The sequence below is a fragment of the Amycolatopsis acididurans genome, assembly GCF_012328925.1.
Taxonomy (GTDB): Bacteria; Actinomycetota; Actinomycetes; order Mycobacteriales; family Pseudonocardiaceae; genus Amycolatopsis_E; species Amycolatopsis_E acididurans.
This window is the reverse complement of record NZ_JAAXLS010000086.1, coordinates 1-16,366: the sequence shown is the minus strand read 5'-3', so window position 1 is coordinate 16,366 and position 16,366 is coordinate 1. Positions and strand designations below refer to the sequence as shown.

Genomic DNA, 16,366 nt, shown 5'->3' with positions numbered 1-16,366 from the left:
GAGAAACGGCCACCTACCTGAAGGACACGAAAAACCGATGAGAACCAGCCAGCGCAACACCCGTGAGAAACCCGACGTCCGCCCAGCTCGCGTCAAGATCAAACGAAAACAATCTTGAGAACCTACACTCGCGTCTAAAGTGGATATAGCTAGGCTGACTTTCTTCCGTCGGACGTTCAGGGGTGACAGCCCAGCGGTTGCCCCTGTCGGGCTCCGCTTCAACTCGGGGCGATCATGCAGTTTCAGTGGCGCGCTCGCGTAGCACGCTCAGAATGTCGGGCCGGTAGCGCGCCTTGATGCGGTGCTGGGTGCCCCCCTGCATCTCCTTGATGAGCTTCGCGACCTTTGTGGCTTCGTCGAACTCACCGCCTGCTGCGAAGAAGGCACGCAGCCAGGTGTCAGCGTCAAGCGGATAGCCGGCTGCGGTAAACCACGCGCAGTAGCTGCACGACGGCATCCTTGCCGTTGCCACCCGACAGCCCGTTGTACTGCTCACCTACCCAGCACTTCGCGGCCTCAAGTTGCACGGCGTCTGGTGCTTCGAGTGCGGACCCGGTGTGCAGGTTCGTGGCGCCGATCCCGTCGAGCCAGGTGCGGACCATATCGTGCGGTGACCAAACGATGACGAACAGTCTTGCGACGGACTCCGTCGTGACGATCTCGCGCAGCAAGTCGCAATCCCGTTCCTTGTAGGGATGCAGGACGATGAGCGGACGGCTGATCGTCTTGTCGGTGCGTCGGAGCTCATTGAGGTCTGACAGATCGATGACGTGCCGTTCGTCGGCGTCGTGGGCGACGAAGGTCATGAACTCACGGTCAGCGCTGTGGTCCGACTCGTACGTCTTCCGATCGGCCGTAGCGAAAACGTATGGCGGACTTCCGAGCCAGTCTTGGATCACGGCACTCTGCTGCCGCATCGCGGTGCCGTGCTGTCCCCAATCTTCCCGGACCATGTACGCGAGTTCGGTCATGGGGCCAGTCTGCCGCAAACCTCGGACTTGGCGTCCACGGCTGGCCGTGGCGTCCTCATCAACCCACCGGCACTCTTGGCCCGATCGCCGGCCTCCGAGCCGACCGGGTCGACCTGATCGGCACCTTCGGCCCAGGCGCACTTTCAGCTATCAGAAGGTATGTCTCAATTTGATCCCCGCCGGGTGTCCCATTGATCGGCCGCGATCGCTACACATTCCGCGACAAGGGAGTCTAGGACGACCTCAATCTTGCGCACGTCATACGCCCCTTCAGTCAAAGTCTCGGCCGTCTGCTTAAGAAATTCTTTGCTGTAGACCTCTTTAAATTCCAGCGCCCCGTGATAGGTATCTAGGCTCTCCTTGTGATTGGTCCAGCGCACTTTCGCCGGCGGATAACCGCCGACGTCAAGATCGAGATAACACTCGATTGCCGCAGCGCGCCGATTGATGTCCGAGTGGTGGAGCCCCTCGGGGCCTTGAGCTGGAAACGAGCGGAACTCCTCAAGCTCAGGTAACATGATTCCGCGCATGTTCACAGGAAGGGTGAGCTTCGACAGACGCTGATGCGCATCGAGACCCTCCGCGTCATTGTCGAACACGAAAAGAACCTGGTTGTGAACGTCTATTTTTGTGAGTCCTTCTGCGAACTTCACCAGGCTTCCCGTACCGGAGAAGGGGTGACGCTCGCTCACGTCGATGAAGCGGAAGAAATCCGCTATCCCTGGCCGCAGCAGCGTGAGCGCATGCGACAAAATATGGACGTCCGAACTGCCTTCAGTCGCAATCAGGAACGTCTCGGTTCGCCGGGCATCGGGCACAAATTCCCGCTCGGTCGCCCACCCGGCTTGCACCAATGGTCCATATTGCCAGACGACAGGCGCATCCTTGTTCGCTTCGATCTCCGCCAAGAGTCGCAACACGGAATACGGGTGAAGAATATTCACCAAAGAGCCGAAGAAATTTCGCTCCGAATGGACTTGAATGCCAGAGGGTCGATCTGCGGGGATCCGCTCGACCTGCACCTCTTTGAAGCGAGCTCGTATCCTCGCTTTGCCTGCATCGTCCGCATACGGAACAAAGGTGTCGTCGAGACTGTCGAGCGGGTACGCGGCGGCAAATGCGACGAATTCCACAAAGTTCATCAGGTCAGGAACGAGATCTTCGCCGCCGATCTGAAGATACTTCCTCTCCTCCAGCCAGTTTTGCGCGACGGCGTCGTACTCACGCCGGACGTGCTCTAGATTGAAACCAAGGAGTTCGAGGCGCGGAACGACGTATTTGAGCGGTCGCGTGAACGCCATCTCCGAGGCTGTGGGGTCCTCGTCGTTCTCCTCGTACCAATCGTAGTCGATCTGATCGCTCTTGATCGCCTTTCGATCTTGTTCCTGAAAAATCGATCCGTGATCAAATCCGCGGTGATTCTTGCTGTACGTGATCGACACGCCAGCCACATCGAGCGTAATTTCCGTACCCAAGCTCCGCCTCCAACCGGTTAACTATGACGCCTGGCGACGTGTCAATGAGGAGGCTAAGTATATTCAATCTCGCCCGTCAGGCTGCTGAAGGTTGTTACGATTCGTCGGCGGTGTCGCCTTCAAGGAGCTTGTACACGTTGCTGCGCTGCATCCCGACTTCCTTGGAGATCCTCAAGCGGGGCACTCCTGCGGCGTCCGCGGCCAGTACGGCCTCACGCCGCTTCTTCCGCGCTTCTCGTTGCTTGGCCAGGAGGCCGTTGATCTTGGCTTCGAGTTCGGCCTGTTGGGTGCGGGCGTCGTCCAGTTCCTTCTTGATCCCCTCGACCTCGGTTCGGCAGGCACGAAGCTGAAGGACTTCCTCGGGGTCGCTCATCGGGGAGCCTCTCTCGCAGGGCGTCACCGTCTTGCTCACGGTGAACGTTCGTCGTCTCGTTGTGTCTATCACACATGTCTATCATCCCTGTGGCTAGGACATCTGGTGCTGGCGGGCGACCTCCGGTCGCGCCCGAGGTCGCCCGCCGGTTGGCTGCTCGCGACTAGGTCGACCGCACGCCTGGCTTGTGGTCTCCGAGCCAGGCGTGCCTGCCGACCTCCGCAAGCTCGGCCTTGCGGTGCTGCCAGTCGGGCATCCACAGGTACATCTGCCGTTTCCAGGCGCGGCCATGAGCTGCTCCGTTGGGCTGGGTGGCGTGGGCCTGTTCGTGGACGAGCACATACTCGATCAACCGGAGCGGCAGGCCGAACACGGCCCAGTGCAGCGTCGTCGTGTGCTTCGACGGTCCCTCGTAGATGCCCCATCGGCGCCGGCCGAGGTCGCGAACCGCGTAGCTCAGGCCGGTGATGTGGCCGTCCAGTTCGTACTGGCGTCCCTCGCGGCGCAACCAGGCGAGCCCGACCTGCTGGTACAGCCCGATCACTGCCCGGCGGACCAGCTCTGTCCGCTGTCTCCGCACGGACAGGATGCCGTCGGACGTGACCAGAGGTAGCTGTGCGGTGCCCGCGGGCGCGGCGTCGACGAGCTGGAGCCGGTAGCGCCGGCCGAGCAGGTCGAACTCCTCGCCGTCGACGAACTGCTTGACCGCGTGATTCGGGGCCAACCGCGTGGCGCTCTCGACCTTCTCGGTGATCCATCGACGATGGCTGCCGACAAACCGCGCAACCTGCTCCGGGGCGGCCGTCGGTGGGATCAGCGCGGCGACACCTCCTCCCGGATTGACCTGGAGGCCGGTCTTGCGCCGTCGTGGACGGATGGCCACCTCGACCTGCCACTCGGGCGGCAGGTCGAGGGCGGCCAGGGCGGCCCGGAAGGCGTCCGGGCCGGTCATCGCACTCCCTCCTGGTAGTTGATGTGCTCGACCGAGCTGGCCGCCGTGGCCGCGCCGGTGCGCAGCAACTCGTTCACGCCCTTCGACGTCACGGAGTGGATCGAGCCCGGCACGCCGTAGACCCGGCGGCCGAGTTCTCCAGCGGCACGGGCGACGCCGAGGGCACCGCTGCGCTGTCCTGCCTCGACGATGACGGTCGCCGCGGCGAGAGCAGCCAACAGCCGGCACCGCGCGTGGAACCGGATGCGGGCGGAGGGTGTGCCGATCGGGTACTCACTGACCAGCAATCCGCCCTGCTCGATGACGGTCTGGTAGAGCCGTGCGTGCTGGTGCGGATGGGTGAGGTCGACGCCGTTGGCGAGTACGACGATCGTCCGGCCGTCAGCAGCCAGTGCGCTGCGGTGCGCCTCCTCGTCCACGCCGAGGCCGCCGCCGCTGACGACGGTCACCCCGGCGCGGCCGAGCTCGTAGCCGAGGTCCGCAGCGATCGTGTTTCCGTACGCCGAGGAGGCACGTGCGCCGGTGACCGTGACGGCGAGGCTGGTGAGCTCGGCCAATGAGCCGCTACCGCGCACCCACAGCGCGAGCGGGACGCCGAGGCTGGCCAGGCCGGTCAGCCGCCCGAGCGGCCAGTCGCCGTCTTCGGGCGTGAGCAAGCGCGCCGAGCCGTTGTCGAGGGCCCGCAGGTCGTCGTCGATCTGGGCTTCGGGCCGGGTGACTTCGCTGAGGACGGCAGCGGGGGCGGTGCCGTGCCGGATGCGCGCGAGGGCGTCGACCGGCCCGTGGACGGCGACGTACTGGTGGATGGCGGGTGCTGGTGGTTCGGCTGCGCGCAGCAGGAACAGCCTGGCGTGCAGTTCATCGCGTGAAGGCATCGTCACACTCCTGGATGGGTTTGGTGGGTCGGTGGGGTTCCGCGCCTTGCCGGTGCTGGTCCGGTTAGGGCTCTGTGCGGTCGTGTAGTGGGATGGGCAGGCAGTGGCCGATCAGCTCGCGCCAGCGGGAATCGCCGGTGTGGATGTGAGCACCGGAGGCCATGAACCACTTGCCGGGCGGGGCATCGGCCGGGCGCGCGACGTAGCGGCCGTACTGGAACAGCAGGTAGACGCCCGGCGCGTCGTCCGAGGGTTCGAAGATCCGGGCGAAGGCGGGCAGCGTCCGGTCTTCCCCGACGCCGAGGATGGTCACGTAGCGGACGCGGGATGACAGACCGTTGTTCGGGCAATGGATCGGGCCGGTCAGGATCTCCGCGCGCAGTCCCTTCCGGACGACCGGGACCTCGATGACGCCGTCCCCGAGTTCGGGGATCTGGTCGAGTTCCGTGATGCCCCAGGGTGTCTCGGTGTAGGCAGCCAGGAGCCGGTAGGCCGGGAGGTAGCCGGCGCCATGCCGCACAGTGGCTTTGGCCTCGGCGGGCAGCCGGGTCAGTACCGTCTCGCGCAGGCGCTGTATCCAGGCGTGCGCTTCGCTGGTGTGCCAGCCGATCGTGCCGCTGGTCTGGTACTCGTAGCACTCCAGCAGGCACAGCACCGCGATCGGATGCAGCGCGCGGTCGGTCACCGTCGCGGCGTAGTCCGGCGGCTCGCCCCGCTCCTGCTCGACGTCGCGGTGAGGTTGGTGCTGCCGGAGCAGCATCTGGCCGAACGGGGTGAGGTCGTCGAAGACGCCGATCAGGCCGAATTGCAGTCCGGCGTTGACGAGTCCGTCGATGTGAGCAGGGTGCAGATCGAACCGAGACATGGCGGTATCCCTTCGAGAAGTGCGGAAATTTCCGGTGAGTGGTTCAGGCCGCGTTGCCGCGGCACTGGCCCTCGATGAGGGCTTGCTGCACAACGGCGACGGCCGTGTCGACGCGGCGTTCCAGCCGGGCCAGTGCCTCGTCGGTGTGGTCGGTCCAGGCGTCGGCGAAGCTGTCGAGCTCCTTGTCCTGTGCCTGGGCGGGAGCGACCGTGTAGAACTCCTCCTGGGTCGGATAGGTCCCGTCGCCGCGCTTGCGGAGCCACAGCCGGGGGTGGGTATCTCGATCGCCATCGCGGGCCGGTGCTCCGGCGATCTCCTCGTTCTTCGTCAGCGGGATGTCGACGAGCCGGCTGACTTCGGTCAGCGCGGTGTGGACGGTGCGGTGTCCGCCGAGCAGGACGCTGTCCACGGATCGGGCAGCGTTGGCCGGCGCGTAGTAGAGCCGGCGTACGCGGTAGATGGCCCACGGCATCGTCTTCATGCGGTTGACGGCGAGGGTGATGGGCTCGGTCACCTGGTCACGGCGCAGTCGGGTGATCAGTGACTTGCCGGGCCCGAACAGGCCGGATCGAGGGTTGAGCGCCAGACAGACGTACTCGTCGATGATGTGCTGTGCCGCTTCGGTTGGGAGCGCGGCGAACCGTGCGAGTTGCTCGGGCCAGCCGGATTTGTTGCCAGCGTAGGGACAGTGTCGGCAGCAACTTTTCGGCCACGCTACGCCGAGTTTGCGGTAACGGTAGTCAAGGCAGTCCTGTCGGCTCCATCCCCACTCGTAGATCGGGTACGTCGGGATGCGTTGCCCGCCCATGGAATACGCGGAGTCGCGCGTGATCCTGGTTTCCTCGTGGACGTTGAACCCGATCGCGTGGATGTAGGGCCTGTCGCCGAACTCGTTGGTACGCCACGCATCCTGCGGTGCGCCCTTCGCCTTTTGGCTGCACTTCCGGACTCCGCCGAGCTGCGGCATGGTGCCGGTGACGCGGTTCTCGCGGGAGAGCTTGTATACGCCGTCGAGGTGCAGCCGGTACGGTTGCCGGGTGTCCTGGAGTACGGCGATGCCGTCCTTTTTGGTCGGGCCCTTGCGGGCGACTTCGACCAGGCGGATGTTGTGCTTGCGGAGCAACGGAAGGACGTAGTGCTGAACCAGTCTTCCGGTCGTGCTCCACTCGTCTCCAGTCTGGGCGATAACGACGACCAGATTGGAGAAGGCGTTCCGGGACTGCCTGAAACCGGTGATCGCGCGGGTGGACGGGTACGCGATCGGCGGCGGGCACCACATGGCGTACCTGTGTGACTTCACGATCGCCTCGGATCGGTCGGTGTTCGGGCAGAACGGACCGCGGGTGGCCAGTCCGGCGGAGGGCTGGCTGGTCAGCCACCTGTGGACAGTCGTCGGCATGAAGCGAGCCAAGGAAATCTGGATGCTGTGCCGTCGCTACGACGCCCAACAGGCTCTTTCGTGGGGTCTGGTGAACGCGGTGGTGTCGCCGGAGGAGCTGGACGCGGAGGTGCGGCGCTGGTGCGAGGAGCTGCTCATGTTGAGCCCCACGGTGCTGAAGCTGGTGAAGAAGTCGTTCGACGACTCCCTGGCCCCGGTTCGCGAGGCGCAGGACCGGTTCAAGATCATCAGTCAGGTCAATCCTGGCTTCTGGGCCTCGGGCGAGCAGAATGAGGGCGCTTCGGCGTTCCTGGAGAAGCGGGCCCCGGACTTCTCGGCATGGCGGTGACCGCAGTGGGAACGCCCATGGAGACCGGCTATGTCCGGGTCGAGGTCGATCGCGCGGTCGCGGTCCTGACTGTCGACCGGCCGCCCGCCAACGCGCTCGACCTGCAACTCGTGGAGCAGCTCAGCCGGGCGGTCACGTCGCTCGGGCAACGGGGAGACGTCGGCGCCGTCGTGATCACCGGCACCGGGTCCAGGTTCGTCGCGGGCGCCGACATCAAGATGATGCGCGGGCTCGGTGACTCTCTGTTCCCGAGGTTCGTCAGCGCGATCCAGCGCGGCTTCGACGACCTGGAGCGGCTGGCGCTGCCGACGATCGCGGCGGTCAACGGCCATGCCATGGGTGGCGGGCTGGAACTCGCCCTCGCCTGCGACCTGCGGTTCGTGGCCGAAGGGGTCCGTCTCGGCCTGCCCGAGGTGCGGTTGGGGCTGCTCCCCGGGGCGGGCGGCACGCAACGACTGGTGGAGACCGTCGGCAAGGGCCGGGCGCTGGAGTTGCTCTACACCGGCCGGGCGCTCACGCCAGAAGAGGGGTTGCGTCTCGGGGTGGTGGATCGGGTGGTGCCGGCGGACCGGCTGCGGGAGGCGGCGACAGACTTCGCGGCCGAGTTGGCCGGCGGGGCGCGTGCGGCGTTGGCGGCGATCAAGGGAGCGGTCCTGGCCCGGCTCGACGGTGGCCGGCGGGCCGGTTTCCGCACCGAGGCCGACGGTGTGGCGAGGCTGTTCGGAACGCCGGACGCCAGGGAAGGCTTGGCCGCGTTCGCCGAGAAGCGGCCGGCACGGTTCGGAGGAACCGGGTGAGCGACCGGGAGCTGCGCCTGGACCGGCCCACGAGCGACGTCGCGGTGGTCACTCTGCAGCGCCCGGACCACCGCAACGCGATCGGGTGGCAGACCTGGGCCGAGCTGGACGCGGCCCTGGGGGAGGCGAGTGAGGATGGGGTGACCCGGGCGTTGGTGCTCACCGGTGCCGCGGGCTGTTTCTCGGCAGGCGGGGACGTGAAGAGCTCGCCATCGCGGGGCGAAGGGATCGGCGCGCCCTCCGCCAGGTTGTCCGTCGGGCACCGCGTCGTCACCCGGCTGATGCGCCTGCCGGTGCCCACGATCGCCGCGGTGGAGGGCTTCGCGGTTGGCGTCGCCTGGAGCCTGGTGCTCTGCTGCGACCTCGTCGTGGCGGCCGAGGACGCCTTCTTCGCGGCCCCGTTCACCCAACGCGGGCTGGCGCCCGACGGCGGGCTGGCCTGGTTTCTCACTCGCAGTCTGGGCCGAAACCGCGCCGCTGAACTGCTGATGCTCGGCGATCGTCTTCCCGCACCCGCGGCGGCCGCGGCCGGATTGGTCAACCGCGTGGTCCCGCCTGGCAACGCACTCGACACCGCCGTGGAACTGGCCGGGCGGCTCATCACTGGCGCCCCTGACGCGCTGATGCTGACCAAACGGATGATCCGTGCCGCCGACCCCGAGCTCGACCGCTTCCTCGACGTGGAGTGGTTCGCGGCCACGTTGGCGCTGCACGGCCCCGAGGCCGTCGAGGGCCGTGCCGCGTTCGCCGAGAAGCGGCCTGCCGACTTCACCCGGAGGGCCCGATGACGACCCTGCCGCGCACCCAGTCCGGCCGCCAGGCCGGACGGGGAAGCCTCCGCCGATCAACGACGCGGTGCTCTCGGGTGCCCCCGGAGCAACCCACCGCACCATGTGGCCCTTCGGCTCTGTTCGTTCGGGACGAGTACGGCGGCGCCGATGCGTGGGCGATCAGTCCGGGTGGCGGGTGCATGCCGGCCCCGAACACCCGTGGCCGTCCCGCACGACCGCGCCGTCAGCGAGGCCGGAACGCCTGCCGTGCGGCGTGAGCGGAGAACCGGATGCCAGCGGAAGTGGGTAACGAGATGGCCATGTTCACGCGATCTGTCAAGGTGTCGACAGCCGGGCCGGCGCGATGAGCACCCGATCAGGTCCGCTCGACGGGCTGCGGGTGCTCGACCTCACGGCACTAGCGCCAGGCGCATTCGCCACCATGCTCTTCGGCGACCTCGGGGCCGACGTGGTCACGGTCGAGCCTCCTGCGCAGGCCCGCGCCGGGTCGGTGATCGATGACCTCTTCGGCTATGGGGGTGCGGCGGCCCGCGATGCCGGCACCGGCCTGTCGCGGTCCCGGCGGTCGATCGTGGTCAACCTCAAGGAGTCCGCCGGCCGGGAAGTGCTGCTCCGTCTCGCCGAAACAGCCGACGTGTTCCTCGAGGGGTTCCGCCCCGGCACGTGTGACCGGCTGGGCATCGGCTACGGCGTGGTTTCCGAGCGCAATCCGGGCATCGTGTACTGCTCGATCAGCGGGTACGGGCGGCATGGCGAGCTAGCTCAGCGTGCCGGTCACGACCTGAACTACCTCGCCGAGTCGGGCCTGCTGTCCGCATCCACCCGGCCCGACCAGCGACCGGGCATTCCGCTCAACGTGGTCGCGGACCTCGCCGCGGGTGGGCTGCTCGCCGCGTTCGGCATCCTGGCCGCGGTCCACGGGCGCGGCCTGTCCGGGCGTGGCACGCACATCGACGTGTCGATGTACCAGGGACTTCTCGGTCTGTTGCAGGCCAGCGCGGCGTGGACGGCGGCCGGTGCATCAGACCCTTCATGGGGCCAGGGTCTGCTGTCCGGCGCGGCGCCGTTCTACGACTGTTACCGCACGGCGGACGGTCGCTGGCTGTCGGTAGCCGCTCTTGAACCCAAGTTCTTCGCTGCCCTGTGCGCCGCGATCGGGCACCCGGAAATGACCGACTGGCAGCACGCACCACAGCGGTGGGATGAGGTCCGGACGACGTTCGAGCGGGTGTTCGCCGAGGCGACGCTCGCCGAGTGGCTGGAACGACTGGCGGATGTGGACACCGCGGTGGCACCGGTGCGTTCGATTCCGGAGGCCTTCGCACAGGCGCGGCACGACAAGCTGGCCAACGACACAGCGGTGGTCGGCCCCCTGCCCCCGATGAGCGCTTGGCACACGGAAGCGGGCCCGGTGCCCCGGCGACCGGGGCAGCACACCCGCGAGATCCTCATCGAGGCCGGTCTGACCCCCAGCGACGTCGACCGGCTGGTACGCGTCGCCGCGGTCGCCGAGTGAACGTGACGCCACCGCGAGCGACCCAGGGAGACGAAGTGGGTGAAGTACGACTCGACACAGACGCGGGCGTGGCCGTGGTGACGCTCGCCGCGTCGCAGCGGCGTAACGCGTTGACGTCCGAGATGTCGCGCGACCTGATCGGCGCGCTCGACGAGGTCGACACGGATCCGTCGGTCGGTGCGATCGTGATCCGGGGCGAGGGCAGCTCGTTCTGCTCCGGGGCTCATCTGGCCACACTCGCCGGTTCGGGAGCCGACCCCACCGCCGAGCGGGCATACGGTGAACTCGGTGTCATTTACGAGTCGTTCGTACGAGTCGGACGGATACGGGCGCCTACCCCGGCCGCGTCAGGGGTGCGGCGGTCGGCGCGGGTATGAACCGGGCACTGGCGGCCGCCCTGCGGGTGGTTGCCACCGACGCCAGGCTGGCTGGTCGGAGGCCGCCGCGCGGGCCGCAAGTCCAGCAGGTGGCTAGTGGCCACGGGAGGGCGACACCAAAGACCCTCATGATGGTGTTCGCGAACGTGTCGAAAGACGCCGGTGCCCGGCAAGAGGCCGACCGGGTCTTTTGCGGGCAGTACCGTTTGCCGCTGGAGCGGTTTGAGCGTTGGGCGCTGGTCGGCGACGCGGAGTCGGTGGCGTCCGATCTGGCGGAGTTGCGTAACGCGGGAGTCGACGGGTTCGTGCTGGTGCCGGCCGCTCCTAACCCCCTAGCGCAGCACGACAGATTCGCCGATGTCGTCGACCTGCTGGAGAACGCGCGACGCGGAGGCGCCGCATGACGTGCCTCGGCCGGTGCTCACACCGTCGTGGTGCGCCGGCACCATCGTTCCGAGGGACCGCCATTGGCGCACCCGGCGACGCGAAGCCCGTCGAGCCGGTGAGCCACCATGAGGTCGGACCGCGAGGTGTCCGAGGTTCTACCCGCACAACGAATCGGGAGGCGAGATGGAACGCGTCGCGCTGGTTACCGTAGGCGACCGTGGAATCGGTTGGTCGATCGCGCCGGCACTCGGCGCTGATGGCCGCGCCGTCGCGGTCGCGGACATCATACGGGACGAGGCGAAGGAGACGGCGGCCGCGATCGAGGCGGGCAAGGACGATCCGGAGAAGATCCGCCAGTTCCTGGCCCGCAGCAAGGTCGAGACTTTCGGCGGCACGCACAGGGTGAACACGGCTCAGCAGACCGGCATGCCCCACCTCGGCACCCCGTGGCAGAACGGCAAAAAGAAGAAGATCATCTGGCCGGCAGAGAACGCCACCGCCGAGATCGCCGTACCGAGGGGGAACTGGTTGTGAACCCCATCATCGCCCGCGGGCGCTACCTCGAGGAGCTGAGGGTCGGGGACTTGTACCAGCACCGTCCCGGTCGGACGGTCGGCGAGGCGGACAACACCCTGTTCTCCACGCTCACCATGAACCCACAGAGCCTGCACCTGGACGCGAAGTTCAGCGAAGGCACCGAGTTCGGGCAGCGGCTGGTGAACAGCCTGTTCACGCTATCGACCCTGGTCGGGCTGTCGGTGAGTGACCTCACCCAGGCGACGACGGTGGCCAACCTCGGCTTCGGCGAGATCGGTTTTCCGAAACCGGTGTTCCATGGCGACACGCTCTACGCGGAAACCGAGGTGATCTCGGTACGGGAGTCGAGGTCCCGGCCGGACGCCGGTGTCGTGGTGTTCGAGCACCGGGCCCGCAACCAGCACGGCGAAGTTGTCGCGGTGGCCCGGCGCAGCGCACTGATGATGCGGGCACCTCAGGAGGACGCGTGATCGGGCCGGCGCTGCTGTTCTGCCCCGGCAGCCGGCCGGACCGGTTCGCCCGCGCGGCCGCGGCGGCGGACTCGGTGATCCTCGACCTGGAGGATGCGGTCGCCCCCACCGACAAGCCGGCCGCGCGTGCCGCCGTGGCCACCGCACTGGCCGACGGCGCCGTTGCCCCGGACCGCTGCGTAGTGCGGATCAACCCGCTCGACGGGGAGTGGGGCCCCGCAGACGTGGCGGCACTGCGCGACACCCCGGTGACGACCGTGCTGCTGCCCAAAGCGGCCGACCCGGCGACCGTGGCCCGGCTCGCGCCGTGGCACGTACTCGCCCTCTGCGAGACCGCGCGCGGGGTGCTCGCCGCCCGCGAACTGTCCGAAGTGGACAACTGCGTCGGGTTGATGTGGGGCGCCGAAGACCTGACCGCCGACCTCGGCGGCAGGGCGAGCCGGCGCAGCGACGGAAGCTACCTGCCCCACGTGGTGCACGCGCGAGTGACGGTGCTACTCGCGGCGTGCGCCGCGGGCCGCATCGCGGTCGACGGCGTCTACCTCGACATCGCCGACACCGACGGGCTGGCCGCCGAGACGACCGAGGCGGTGGCAATGGGGTTCGGCGCGAAGGCGTGCATCCACCCCGACCAGGCTCCGGTGATCCGCGCCGCCTACCGACCATCCACAGCGGACGTCGAGTGGGCGCGCGAGGTCATAGCCGCGGTGGCCGCGTCCACCGGGGTGACCACCGTCCGCGGCAACATGGTCGACGAGCCAATCCTCCGCCACGCCCACGCGATCCTCGCCGCGGATTTGGCCGCCGATGCCTGACCGCGGAGTGCCACCGGGGTCGTCGACGCGTCGAGGCTGTTCCCGTTGAACCAGCTGTGGGCGGCGCGGTTGCGCGGCGACTTCGGTGCCGAGTGTGACCAGGCGGAGCCGTCGGCCGGCGGCGGTTTGGCCGATCCGCGGTGAATTGTTCGCCGCGGGCAACCACAACAGCGCGGTTTCGCCGTCGACCTCAACGCCCGGCCTGCACCGCCGGGTTCCTCGACCCGGCGTGGGAGAACCGTGGGTCCGTCGAGGGCTTCCGGCCAGGGGCGATGAACCGGCCCAGCGTCGGCTACGCGGGCGGCCGAGGTCAACCTCGGTGGCACCTACTGCTCCGGTGCCCACGACATCAAATGCCTCGCCTCGTCGGGTGCGCCGTCGTTCAGTGGGGTACCTAAGCCGCCTCTACCTCGCTAACGACCGCATCACCAACCATCGAGCGTGGTCGGAGATACCCGACCTACGCAACACCGGTCACAACCCCGGACCAGCAAGAACCCTCTCGCCCGTGTTGCGAGCGAGAGGGTTCCTCTGCGTACGAAACCGCAGGTCACAACGACAAAATCGAAACTTTGGTGAACGTGCGCGGGATCGAGCGGTTCAACACCGAGCGCGGCGTGATGAACGCCTCGGTCGGGGATCTCGTCGAGTTGCGTGCTCTATTGGTGCGCCCTGTGAGTTTCCTAAGTCAACCCCTGCGTCTTGTTGATCTTGGTGGTGTGGTGGATGGCGGGGTTGTAGCAGGTTTTGTCGCGCCAGCAGGCCCAGATGATGCGCAGCCAGGCGCGGGCGAGGATGCGCACGGCGTGGGGGTGGCGTTTGCCGCGGGTTCGGGCCTGGTTGTAGATGGTGGCGGCCCAGTCGTTGTCGTGGCGGCTGTTGTCGGCGAAGGTCATCAGGGCTTGCCGGGCGCGGCGGTTGACGGCGTGTCGGAAGTGGACGGTGCGGTGTTTGCCGGATTCCTTGGTGACGGGGGCGGCGCCGGTTTCGGTGGTCAGTTGTGCGCAGGTGGTGGCGCGTTCGAGCATGGGGCCGATCTCGCCGACGATCTGGCTGAGGTTGAGGGTGCCGATGCGGGGCAGCCCGGCGATCAGGGGTGCGTAGGGGTGGTTGCGCACGGCGTTGGTGATGGCGGTGTCCAGTGCGCGGATGGTCGCGCGGAGGGCGCGGATCAGTTGTGTCTGAATCCCGACGAGTTGGGTGATGATCGGCTGACCGAGCCGGGAGGCCGTCGTGGGGGCGGTGCGCAGCGTTCGATGAGCACGCTGCCGGGTCGGTTACCGAAGTAGCTGTGCCGCTTGCAGAAGGCTTCCAGCCGGGCGGCGGTGAGTTTCGCGGCGGCGTGGGGGGTGGGATAGGCGTCGAGGAAGGCCAGTGCGATGTCGCTGTCCAGGCTGGCGAACACCGTTTTGCCGCCGGGCCAGTGCTCGTCCAGCAGCGCGGCGAGCTGGTTGACCGCGGCGATGCGGGCCTCGATGTGGTCGGTGCGTTGTCGGGTCAGCGCTTGCAGCTCCAGTGTCTCGGGCAGAGTCGGTGCCAGTGTCCGCAGTTGGTGGCCGTCGGTGCGCAGGTAGTCGGCCAGCTTGAACGAGTCACCCGGATCGCTCTTGGCCCGTGCGGCGCCCCAGCGCGGGCGCACGGCGTTGAACGCGTTGGGGTGCACCGGAATCACCGGATGCCCGGCGGCCAGCAGCCGGTCGACGACCAGGCCCCGGGTGGTCTCGATCGCCACTGGCAGGCCGGCCGGGTCGCCGTGTCGCCGCAGCCGGGCCAGGTGCTGGCGATCCCGGTCTCGGTGTGGGCCAGCGCCCACCGGTCAGTCCTCGCCCCGGCATCGTCGACCACGGTCACATCGTGCGACCCGGTGGCCCAGTCCCATCCCGCGAACACGCGCGCGGTGCTCCTTCTGTGCTGGTGAAGGACCCGCTCGGTGATGAGGACGCTCGCCGGAAGCTCATTAATCGGCCCTCGACCAGGTCGGGGCATGTTCCTAAGGCCGGTAAAGCGGCCTCGGCCCGGCGGGGCTGGCAGTACTCACAGTGGCCGTCAAACGGCTCGCGAACTAGGCCATGCACCCACCGGGACCGAGTGGTCACAACCCTATCCGTTCGGGCTGCAACAGGGATGGTGGCCTAATGAGCGGACTGAGCGGGTCAAGGCAGCCGGCGCGGGCCGGTAGGAGGCACCGGGCGAACGGTGGCGGCTGCGGCTTGGGTTCAGCGGGTCTCTGTCTGGCTGGGGTCGGTCTGGTGTTCGTGGCTGGTGAGGAAGTGGTCGACGAGGTGGGTGCAGAACCGTTCGTCGTTGGGTGTGCCGGTGACGAGGCGGTTGAAGATGAGGGGGCCGATGAGTTGGGCGAGGGCGGTGGTGGTGTCGGTGCCGGGGTGGAGTGTGTTCTGGGCGGTGTCGCTGGTGAGGACGGCGTCGAAGGGTTGGCGGTATTGCTCGATGATGCGGCGGCGCAGGGTGTGCAGGCGTGGCCGGTCGTTGTCGGTGGGTGTCGGGGGTGTTGGTGCGATGGCCATGCCGAGCCAGGACAGCACGGTCAGTTGTAGGGGGGCGTGGTCGATGAGGTGGGCTTGGTTGGTCAGCAGTGTGAGCAGGCGCTGTCGTAGGGGGCCTTGGGTGGGTGCGGGTGCGACGGGGGGTAGTAGGTGTTCGAAGGCGGCGGCGAGTAGTTCGGTGCCGGTGCCGAAGTGGCGGTAGAGGGTGGCGCGGGCGATGCCGGCGGTGCGGGTGACCGCGTCGATGGTGACCGCCTCGATGCCGCCTTCGGCCAGTAGGCGGGTGGCGGCGTCGAGCAGTCGTGTGCGGGATCGTGCCAGCCGCGGGTCTTCGTCGGGTGTGCTGGGTGTGGGGGTTGCGGCGGTGGACATCGATCTCCTGCGTATCGGGCTGGGGCTGTGAGGGCACGGGCAGCCTAACGACAGCCGGACTTGTGAAACTGTCAGTCTAGGTTCGATACTGTCGGTTCACCAAGTGTCGGGAGAGTAGCGGAGGACGCGTGGCGGAGTCGGCCGGGGCAGCGGGTGGCGCGCGCCGTGGGTGGACGCTGGTGGTGTCGTGTCTGGCTGTGGCGTTGGTGATGGCCGGGGTGGCGTCGCTGACCACGGCGTTGCCGGAGCTGGCTGCGGCGATTGGGGCGAGTCAGACGCAGGCGACGTGGATTGTGGATGCTTACACCTTGGTGCTGGCGGGTGTTCTGCTGCCGGCGGGTGCGGTGGGGGATCGTCTGGGGCGAAGGGGGCTGTTGCTGGCCGGGCTGGTCGTGTTCGCCGCCGGTTCGGCCCTGCCGGTGGTGGTCGACTCCCCGGGTGGGGTGATCGTGTGCCGGGCGGTGGCGGGGCTGGGTGCGGCGCTGGTGATGCCGGCGACGTTGTCCATCCTGACCGCGGAGTTCCCTGCTCGGCAGGCCGCGCGTGCGGTGGGGGTGTGGGC

General features: G+C 67.7%; 20 protein-coding genes. 10 read left to right on the top strand and 10 right to left on the bottom strand.

Annotated features, from left to right (window positions below; translation table 11 throughout):
• Nucleotides 1-404: 404 nt before the first annotated feature.
• From HFP15_RS41100 to HFP15_RS41070, 7 genes are all read right to left on the bottom strand, one after another.
• Complete coding sequence (locus HFP15_RS41100; RefSeq protein WP_210718544.1) at nucleotides 405-971, bottom strand: hypothetical protein; 567 nt, start codon at nucleotides 969-971, stop codon at nucleotides 405-407.
• A 164-nt stretch (nucleotides 972-1,135) separates the two neighbouring features.
• Nucleotides 1,136-2,446, bottom strand: a complete 1,311-nt coding sequence (locus HFP15_RS41095) for a HEPN/Toprim-associated domain-containing protein (RefSeq protein WP_168523860.1) — start codon at nucleotides 2,444-2,446, stop codon at nucleotides 1,136-1,138.
• A gap of 94 nt (nucleotides 2,447-2,540) precedes the next feature.
• Nucleotides 2,541-2,819 (bottom strand): hypothetical protein, encoded by a 279-nt coding sequence (locus tag HFP15_RS41090; protein WP_168523858.1) that lies wholly within the window; start codon nucleotides 2,817-2,819, stop codon nucleotides 2,541-2,543.
• Nucleotides 2,820-2,982: 163 nt separating this feature from the next.
• Entirely contained in the window at nucleotides 2,983-3,771 is a 789-nt protein-coding gene (locus HFP15_RS41085) for a M48 family metallopeptidase (RefSeq protein ID WP_168523856.1), read from the bottom strand.
• On the bottom strand, nucleotides 3,768-4,646 hold the full coding sequence (locus HFP15_RS41080; protein WP_168523854.1) for a DNA-processing protein DprA: 879 nt from the start codon (nucleotides 4,644-4,646) through the stop codon (nucleotides 3,768-3,770). Before HFP15_RS41080 ends, HFP15_RS41085 begins: the two co-directional genes overlap by 4 nt.
• 64 nt (nucleotides 4,647-4,710) lie before the next feature.
• Nucleotides 4,711-5,511 (bottom strand): DUF8317 domain-containing protein, encoded by an 801-nt coding sequence (locus HFP15_RS41075; RefSeq protein ID WP_168523852.1) that lies wholly within the window; start codon nucleotides 5,509-5,511, stop codon nucleotides 4,711-4,713.
• Between the two features lie 43 nt (nucleotides 5,512-5,554).
• The gene (locus tag HFP15_RS41070; protein ID WP_168523850.1) at nucleotides 5,555-6,634 is read right to left on the bottom strand and encodes a hypothetical protein; all 1,080 of its coding nucleotides are present in this window, start codon (nucleotides 6,632-6,634) and stop codon (nucleotides 5,555-5,557) included.
• Between the two features lie 76 nt (nucleotides 6,635-6,710).
• Between HFP15_RS41070 and HFP15_RS41065 the strand changes: the two genes are divergently transcribed.
• The 9 genes from HFP15_RS41065 to HFP15_RS41025 all read left to right on the top strand — a co-directional run bounded on the left by HFP15_RS41065 (nucleotide 6,711) and on the right by HFP15_RS41025 (nucleotide 12,928).
• Entirely contained in the window at nucleotides 6,711-7,238 is a 528-nt protein-coding gene (locus tag HFP15_RS41065; protein ID WP_210718543.1) for an enoyl-CoA hydratase-related protein, read from the top strand.
• Nucleotides 7,229-8,035, top strand: a complete 807-nt coding sequence (locus HFP15_RS41060) for an enoyl-CoA hydratase/isomerase family protein (protein ID WP_281355777.1) — start codon at nucleotides 7,229-7,231, stop codon at nucleotides 8,033-8,035. Before HFP15_RS41065 ends, HFP15_RS41060 begins: the two co-directional genes overlap by 10 nt.
• A complete protein-coding gene (locus tag HFP15_RS41055) occupies nucleotides 8,032-8,823 on the top strand; it encodes an enoyl-CoA hydratase/isomerase family protein (protein ID WP_168523846.1) in 792 nt (263 codons plus the stop codon). The genes HFP15_RS41060 and HFP15_RS41055 overlap by 4 nt, the downstream gene beginning before the upstream one ends.
• A gap of 346 nt (nucleotides 8,824-9,169) precedes the next feature.
• Nucleotides 9,170-10,342 carry a CaiB/BaiF CoA transferase family protein gene (locus HFP15_RS41050; RefSeq protein WP_168523844.1) on the top strand — a complete coding sequence of 391 codons (1,173 nt, stop codon included), beginning with the start codon at nucleotides 9,170-9,172 and terminating at the stop codon, nucleotides 10,340-10,342.
• Nucleotides 10,343-10,377: 35 nt separating this feature from the next.
• Nucleotides 10,378-10,719: an enoyl-CoA hydratase-related protein gene (locus HFP15_RS41045; protein ID WP_168523842.1), complete on the top strand. Its 342-nt coding sequence runs from the start codon at nucleotides 10,378-10,380 to the stop codon at nucleotides 10,717-10,719.
• Between the two features lie 128 nt (nucleotides 10,720-10,847).
• A complete protein-coding gene (locus tag HFP15_RS41040; RefSeq protein ID WP_168523840.1) occupies nucleotides 10,848-11,123 on the top strand; it encodes a hypothetical protein in 276 nt (91 codons plus the stop codon).
• 166 nt (nucleotides 11,124-11,289) lie between these two features.
• Nucleotides 11,290-11,640, top strand: a complete 351-nt coding sequence (locus tag HFP15_RS41035) for a hypothetical protein (protein WP_168523838.1) — start codon at nucleotides 11,290-11,292, stop codon at nucleotides 11,638-11,640.
• Nucleotides 11,637-12,113, top strand: coding sequence for a MaoC family dehydratase (locus tag HFP15_RS41030; protein WP_312872003.1), 477 nt, complete (start codon nucleotides 11,637-11,639; stop codon nucleotides 12,111-12,113). The genes HFP15_RS41035 and HFP15_RS41030 overlap by 4 nt, the downstream gene beginning before the upstream one ends.
• A complete protein-coding gene (locus tag HFP15_RS41025; protein ID WP_168523836.1) occupies nucleotides 12,110-12,928 on the top strand; it encodes an HpcH/HpaI aldolase/citrate lyase family protein in 819 nt (272 codons plus the stop codon). The genes HFP15_RS41030 and HFP15_RS41025 overlap by 4 nt, the downstream gene beginning before the upstream one ends.
• Nucleotides 12,929-13,611: 683 nt before the next feature.
• On the opposite strand, the gene HFP15_RS43285 is transcribed toward HFP15_RS41025, so the two are convergent.
• From HFP15_RS43285 to HFP15_RS41015, 3 genes are all read right to left on the bottom strand, one after another.
• Nucleotides 13,612-14,046: a transposase gene (locus HFP15_RS43285; RefSeq protein ID WP_312872002.1), complete on the bottom strand. Its 435-nt coding sequence runs from the start codon at nucleotides 14,044-14,046 to the stop codon at nucleotides 13,612-13,614.
• Nucleotides 14,047-14,099: 53 nt separating this feature from the next.
• On the bottom strand, nucleotides 14,100-14,741 hold the full coding sequence (locus HFP15_RS43280) for an IS110 family transposase (protein WP_312872001.1): 642 nt from the start codon (nucleotides 14,739-14,741) through the stop codon (nucleotides 14,100-14,102).
• A 403-nt stretch (nucleotides 14,742-15,144) separates the two neighbouring features.
• Nucleotides 15,145-15,804 (bottom strand): TetR/AcrR family transcriptional regulator, encoded by a 660-nt coding sequence (locus HFP15_RS41015; RefSeq protein WP_168523834.1) that lies wholly within the window; start codon nucleotides 15,802-15,804, stop codon nucleotides 15,145-15,147.
• Nucleotides 15,805-15,932: 128 nt separating this feature from the next.
• Here HFP15_RS41015 and HFP15_RS41010 point away from each other — a divergent pair.
• On the top strand, nucleotides 15,933-16,366 hold a 434-nt coding region (locus tag HFP15_RS41010), incomplete at its 3' end, for an MFS transporter (protein ID WP_168523832.1).

Coding starts and splice junctions, on each gene's coding strand:
- HFP15_RS41100 (WP_210718544.1), bottom strand. CDS start 971: ATGACCGAACTCGCGTACATGGTCCGGGAAGATTGGGGACAGCACGGC.
- HFP15_RS41090 (WP_168523858.1), bottom strand. CDS start 2,819: ATGAGCGACCCCGAGGAAGTCCTTCAGCTTCGTGCCTGCCGAACCGAG.
- HFP15_RS41085 (WP_168523856.1), bottom strand. CDS start 3,771: ATGACCGGCCCGGACGCCTTCCGGGCCGCCCTGGCCGCCCTCGACCTG.
- HFP15_RS41080 (WP_168523854.1), bottom strand. CDS start 4,646: ATGCCTTCACGCGATGAACTGCACGCCAGGCTGTTCCTGCTGCGCGCA.
- HFP15_RS41075 (WP_168523852.1), bottom strand. CDS start 5,511: ATGTCTCGGTTCGATCTGCACCCTGCTCACATCGACGGACTCGTCAAC.
- HFP15_RS41060 (WP_281355777.1), top strand. CDS start 7,229: ATGGCGGTGACCGCAGTGGGAACGCCCATGGAGACCGGCTATGTCCGG.
- HFP15_RS41050 (WP_168523844.1), top strand. CDS start 9,170: ATGAGCACCCGATCAGGTCCGCTCGACGGGCTGCGGGTGCTCGACCTC.
- HFP15_RS41040 (WP_168523840.1), top strand. CDS start 10,848: ATGATGGTGTTCGCGAACGTGTCGAAAGACGCCGGTGCCCGGCAAGAG.
- HFP15_RS41035 (WP_168523838.1), top strand. CDS start 11,290: ATGGAACGCGTCGCGCTGGTTACCGTAGGCGACCGTGGAATCGGTTGG.
- HFP15_RS41015 (WP_168523834.1), bottom strand. CDS start 15,804: ATGTCCACCGCCGCAACCCCCACACCCAGCACACCCGACGAAGACCCG.